3 protein-coding genes and 1 pseudogene are annotated in these 2,940 nt (G+C 69.2%); 2 read left to right on the forward strand and 2 right to left on the reverse strand.

All coding sequences use genetic code 11. The features are described 5' to 3' along the window. A pseudogene (locus tag ACE3UY_RS11855) lies at nt 1–525 on the forward strand (hypothetical protein); the annotation flags it as partial. Then, entirely contained in the window at nt 522–1,535 is a 1,014-nt protein-coding gene (locus tag ACE3UY_RS11860) for a lysylphosphatidylglycerol synthase transmembrane domain-containing protein (RefSeq protein ID WP_374687731.1), read from the forward strand. The pseudogene ACE3UY_RS11855 and the gene ACE3UY_RS11860, both read left to right, overlap by 4 nt. A gap of 87 nt (nt 1,536–1,622) precedes the next feature. On the opposite strand, the gene ACE3UY_RS11865 is transcribed toward ACE3UY_RS11860, so the two are convergent. Both ACE3UY_RS11865 and ACE3UY_RS11870 read right to left on the reverse strand, forming a co-directional pair. Next, complete coding sequence (locus ACE3UY_RS11865; protein ID WP_374687732.1) at nt 1,623–2,468, reverse strand: class I SAM-dependent methyltransferase; 846 nt, start codon at nt 2,466–2,468, stop codon at nt 1,623–1,625. Between the two features lie 87 nt (nt 2,469–2,555). Beyond that, a partial coding sequence (locus ACE3UY_RS11870; protein ID WP_374687733.1) for a glycosyltransferase occupies nt 2,556–2,940 on the reverse strand: 385 nt, incomplete at its 5' end.

Consider the following 2,940-nt stretch of genomic DNA (forward strand, 5'->3'; position numbering starts at 1 on the left):
CCGATGGCGCTCATCGCCGGGAGCCTCTTCGCCGCCGCGACCGGGCTGGGCTTCCTGCGCGACTGGCTGGTCGCCAGCGGCGTCCTCGATCCACGCCACTCCGCCTACTTGCGCGTGCAGCGCTTCCTTTACCGCCTGTTCGCTGTCTGGTTGCCGCCGGTCTGGCGGCTGCTGCTGATCGTCGGCATGGCCGGCATCCTGCGGGCCGCCTCCTCACCCCTCCAGCCGGCGGCGTGGCGCGATTTGCTAGCCGGTTGGGGCGTCCCCGCTCCGGCGTTCCTGGCTGCGGTCGCCGGCGCGACCGCCCTGCTCGGCGCGGCGCTGGTCGGTCTGGGCGTCCTGCCGCGGCTGTTGTCCATCGCCCTGGCTGTGCCCATCGGCTTTGACGTTCTGACCCGCGGCTTGCACTGGGACAACGGCCTGGCCCTCGTCTGCACCGTTTTCATCCAGTTGCTCGGCCCCGGCCCGCTGGCGCTCTGGCCGGCCGAGGAGCGCTTCATGTACCGCCGTCTGGGTGGAAGATGACCCGCCGCGCCTTCCTGCGTCTCCTGCCCTGGCTGCTCGGCGCGGGGCTACTATTCCTCATCGTGCAGGCCATCTCATTCCAGGAAGTCCTGACCATCATTAAGCGGCTGCGGCTGTGGCAGATCGCCGTGCTGGTCGCCGCTAACGGCTTCGTCCTGCTGACGCTGGCCGGCCGCTGGTGGGTGCTGCTGCGCGGTCAGGGATACCGCGTGCCGTTCGGCCTTCTGCTCGGCTACCGGCTGGCCGTCTTCGGGCTGAGCTACTTCACGCCGGGGCCGCACGTCGGCGGGGAGCCGCTGCAAGTGCTGCTGGTGGAGCGGGAGCAGGGCGTGCCGCGCAGCGCCGCGCTGGCCGCCGTGGCCCTGGACAAGGCCATCGAGTTCAGCGTCAACTTCGCCTTTCTGCTGCTGGGCATCGCCGCCGTCCTGCGCTGGCGCATCGTGCCACAACAGGCGGGCCAGCAGGCGCTCGGACTGGCCGCAGCCCTGCTGTTCATGCCCCTGCTCTACCTGGGCGTAACCGGACGCGGCTACTACCCGGCGACCCGCGCGGCGCGGCGCATGGCGGGACTGCCCTTTCTGCACCGAGCCGCGCCGCGCCTGTCGGCCGCCGCGGCGACGCTGGAAGAGAGCGAGCGGCAGGTCGGCCGTTTCGCCGCCCGCGCCCCGTGGGCCTTCGCCGCGGCCATCGCTGTCACGCTGGTCAGTTGGGCGGCGCTCATCGGCGAGTACTGGCTGATGGTGAACTTCCTGGGCGTGCGCCTGACGCTGCCGCAACTGGTGACGGCCATCACTGCCGCCCGCATCGCCATCCTGCTGCTCCTACCGGCGGGGCTGGGCGCGCTGGAACTAAGCCAGACCCTGGCCTATGGGGCGCTGGGCCTCGATCCGGCCGTCGGCCTGAGCGTTAGCCTCCTTATCCGCGCCCGCGATAGCCTGGTGGGGGTGTTCGGCCTATGGTGGGGTAGCCGACGGGTATTAGCGACGAATAGGAAGAAGAGCTCACGCTAAGAACGCAAAGAGCGGCAAGAACGCAAAGTAAGGAATTTCTCTTGGCGTTCTTGGCGCTCTTTGCGCGCTTTGCGTGAGATTCTTCTTCTAACCGATCCGACCGCAGATGTCCAATTGGTGCGCGATGAAGATGAGCTCAGCCGCCTCGACCTGGGCGTGGCGGCGGGCCAGCCAGCCAGCCAAGCGCGCCGCGTCGAGCTCGGGCCGGCCGGTCAGCGAGTGCTCAAAAAAGTGCAGGAGGTGGTGGAGAAAGTACGCCTCGTCGGCCGGGTAGCGGCCGTCGCGCGGCAGCACCACCCAGTCGGAACTGCCCGCGGCCAGGATCGTCCCGCCGGCGGCCGGTAGCTGCGACAGGAGGCGACGACCGCTGCGGCTGTCGCCCGACGGCCGGCCGCTCACCCGTCGCTCGTCCATCGTCTGGTGATAAAGAGCCACCACCTGCTCGTCAAACGCCGGGTCAACCGGCGGCTCCAGGATCGTCAGCCCGTCAAAGTTGATGCTGAAGTAGAACAGCCCGCCCGGCCGCAGCAGCGCGAACAACGCCGGCAGGGCGCGCGGCGCGTCCAGAAGGTCCAGCACGGCGTGGGCGACCAGCAAATCCCACGCCCGCCGGCCGCGCTCGCGCCGGGCGAAGTCGTAAAGGTCGATCGCCTCCAGTTCCAGCGCCACGGGCAGCGACCGGGCCGGCAACCGGCGCGCCATCTCTTCCACATTGGCCGGGTCGGCGTCAATGGCCGTGTAGCGCCCGCCCGCATCCAGCAGCCCGCGCTCGGCCAACCGTTCGACCATCGCGCCCGCCCCCGCGCCGACCTCCAGGATGTCCGGCGGCCCGGCCGGCAGCGCCGCCCGCAGTGTGCGCCAGACGTGGTCATTGAGCGCGCGGTCGTCCACGGTGCGCTTGGCGGCTAAGTAGCGGGTAAAGGAGTACTCCATGATCAGAAAGGAACGATAGCAGATTCAGGAGAGGAACACAGAGAGACACAGAGAACTCTGTGATCTCTGTGTCTCTCTGTGTTCCTCTTATCTGCCTAGTTGGAGCAAAAAGGCCCGGATTGAAGCGGTTGATTGCTCCCACGTCGGGTGGCGGGCGAAGCGCTCGCGGGCGGCGGCGCTCATTTGGGCCAGCTGCTCTCGGTCGACGGCCAGCGTCGCGATGCGTTCGGCCAGCGCCGCCGCGTCGCCGGGCGGCACGAGATAGCCATTCACGCCGTCGCTGATCAACTCGGCCGCTGCCCCGGCCGTCGTGGCGATGGCCGGCAGGCCAAAACCCATCCCCTCCAGATAGACGATGCCGAAGCCCTCGTAGCTGGACGGCACGACCAATAGGTGCGCCGTAGCCATCTCAACCGCCAATTCGGCGTCGGCCAGGCCACCGCGCCAGGCCACCCGGCCGGCCAGCGCCGGC

It is taken from the genome of Promineifilum sp. (SeqCode) (genome assembly GCF_041918635.1).
Lineage (GTDB): Bacteria > Chloroflexota > Anaerolineae > Promineifilales > Promineifilaceae > Promineifilum.

Excerpts from the sequence above, each read along its gene's own strand:
- ACE3UY_RS11860 (WP_374687731.1), top strand. The coding sequence starts at position 522 with ATGACCCGCCGCGCCTTCCTGCGTCTCCTGCCCTGGCTGCTCGGCGCG.
- ACE3UY_RS11865 (WP_374687732.1), bottom strand. The coding sequence starts at position 2,468 with ATGGAGTACTCCTTTACCCGCTACTTAGCCGCCAAGCGCACCGTGGAC.